The organism is Promicromonospora kroppenstedtii DSM 19349 (assembly GCF_000515355.1).
Lineage (GTDB): Bacteria > Actinomycetota > Actinomycetes > Actinomycetales > Cellulomonadaceae > Promicromonospora > Promicromonospora kroppenstedtii.
In genome coordinates, this window is the sequence record NZ_KI911633.1 from 21,652 (window position 1) to 23,482 (window position 1,831).

Annotated in this window: 2 protein-coding genes and 1 pseudogene; 1 reads left to right on the plus strand and 2 read right to left on the minus strand. The window is 72.1% G+C overall.

Going from position 1 to position 1,831, the window contains the following annotated elements:
- Both PROKR_RS34065 and PROKR_RS06295 read right to left on the minus strand, forming a co-directional pair.
- Positions 1-406 (minus strand): annotated as a pseudogene (locus PROKR_RS34065) (hypothetical protein); the annotation flags it as partial.
- A gap of 291 nt (positions 407-697) precedes the next feature.
- Complete coding sequence (locus PROKR_RS06295) at positions 698-1,039, minus strand: WhiB family transcriptional regulator (RefSeq protein ID WP_036960858.1); 342 nt, start codon at positions 1,037-1,039, stop codon at positions 698-700.
- 480 nt (positions 1,040-1,519) lie between these two features.
- Between PROKR_RS06295 and PROKR_RS34070 the strand changes: the two genes are divergently transcribed.
- Positions 1,520-1,831 (plus strand): TIGR03089 family protein (locus tag PROKR_RS34070; protein ID WP_245605724.1); only part of this gene is annotated, 312 nt, incomplete at its 3' end.

Consider the following 1,831-nt stretch of genomic DNA (forward strand, 5'->3'; position numbering starts at 1 on the left):
CGGGCGCGGAGTCGTCGTGCAGCAGCCACAGCCAGCCGTGCTCGGGGGTGCCGGCCGCGGCGAGCGCGACATGGATCGCGTCGCCGAAGGTCCGGGCACCCGCGCCCGCGACGTACCGGGCGCCGCCGAGCTGCAGGTCCTGGTGGCCCGACGTCGCAGGGGCGGTGTCGACGTCGACCACGACCACGTCGTCCGGGGTGCGCGACTGGGCGCGCAGCGCGGCGAGCGTGGCGGCGAGGTAAGGACTGCTGCCGCGGGTGACCACGACGGCGGTCACCGTGACCGCCACGGGCGGTTGCACGGTGGGCTGGGCCGGGATCTTGGCCCACACCGGTCCTGCCGGGGTCGTGTGGGACCCCCGGTCCGGGCTGGGAGCCGACAGGCTGTCGGTGCGTGGAGCGCTCATCTCGTTCCACATCATGCGGCGAGTCGGCGCCGACACGCCGCAGACGCGCCGGGTGGGCACCGAACGGTGCGCCCGTTGCGTGGGCCCGGTCCTGCGTCCTTGTCAGCCGCTCAGACTCTGTCTTCTGCCGTGTGGGCCTGCGGTTCCGCTCCGGGCGACATGCCTTGTTCCTCGGCCCGCACCCTGCGCTACTCCTCCGGCTCACACTCTGCTTTTTGCCGTCCGAGCCTGCGGTTCCGCTCCGGGCGCGTGCCTCGTTCCTCGGCCCGCACCCTGCGCTGCACCTCCGGCTCAGACGGCGCGGCGCTTGAGCTTGCGGCGCTCACGCTCCGAGAGACCGCCCCAGATCCCGAACCGCTCGTCGTTCTCCAGCGCGTAGTCCAGGCACTCCGCCCGTACCTCGCACCCCGAGCAGACCTTCTTGGCCTCGCGGGTGGACCCGCCCTTCTCCGGGAAGAAGGCCTCCGGGTCGGTCTGCGCGCACAGGGCGCGCTCCTGCCAGCCGAGCAGGGAGTCGTCCGGCTCGTTCAGCACATACAGCTCGCCGAAGAGTGGGAGGACCGGTGCGACCGGCGCCACCTCGCTCTCGGCGTCGGTCGGGAACTCCACGTCCGATTCCAGCATGTTCCACATGACGTGCCCCTCCATGCCGTGTCCGTGCCCCGAGGCCTGGCCGGGAGATCGTGCCGATCCACCGACCCATCAAGCCTGACTGGCCAGACCTGCAGTTTCAGGCCCCGTTGCGTATTCGCTACGAAAACTGCATACATGGAATTACACGCGTGTCGCCTGGAGTCGTCAAGCGGAAATGTGCTATCGCCCACGGGTTCCACGGGTAATTCACGAGTCCTTCCGCAGGTCGTGGCGCACGTCTCACTCGCCGGCCGCTTTTCCTGGTCACGAAACAACCGGCGAGTCGACACGCCGGAGAGGCCATCCGCGCGCCCGCGCGACAAAGGCCGGCGAGCCACCCACGGCCTGCCGCCGAGAACGCCGTGCGGGCAATGAGGCGTAGTCCCGCACCGGAACACTGTTTCCGGCCGGCCCGCGCCCGGGCACGCCGGGCGTGGTCCCGCGTGCCGCCCTCCGCGACTTCCGACCTAGGCTGGCCGCATGCAGATCGCGCCTCGCAGCGGCGGCCCCGTGCCCGACGTCGCCTCGCTCCTCGCCCGCCTCGCCGCCGACGGCGGCCGGCCCCGGCTGACCTGGTACGGCGACGACGGCGAACGGGTCGAGCTGTCCGGCGCCGTGCTCGCCAACTGGGCCAGCAAGACCGTCAACCTGCTCGTCGAGGAGTTCGACGCCGCCCCGGGCACCACCGTCGTCGTCGACCTGCCCGTGCACTGGCGCGCCGCGGTGTGGACGCTGGCCGCCTGGCGGACCGGCGCGACCGTGGCCCTGCCCGACGCCGCCGTGGGCGGGCCC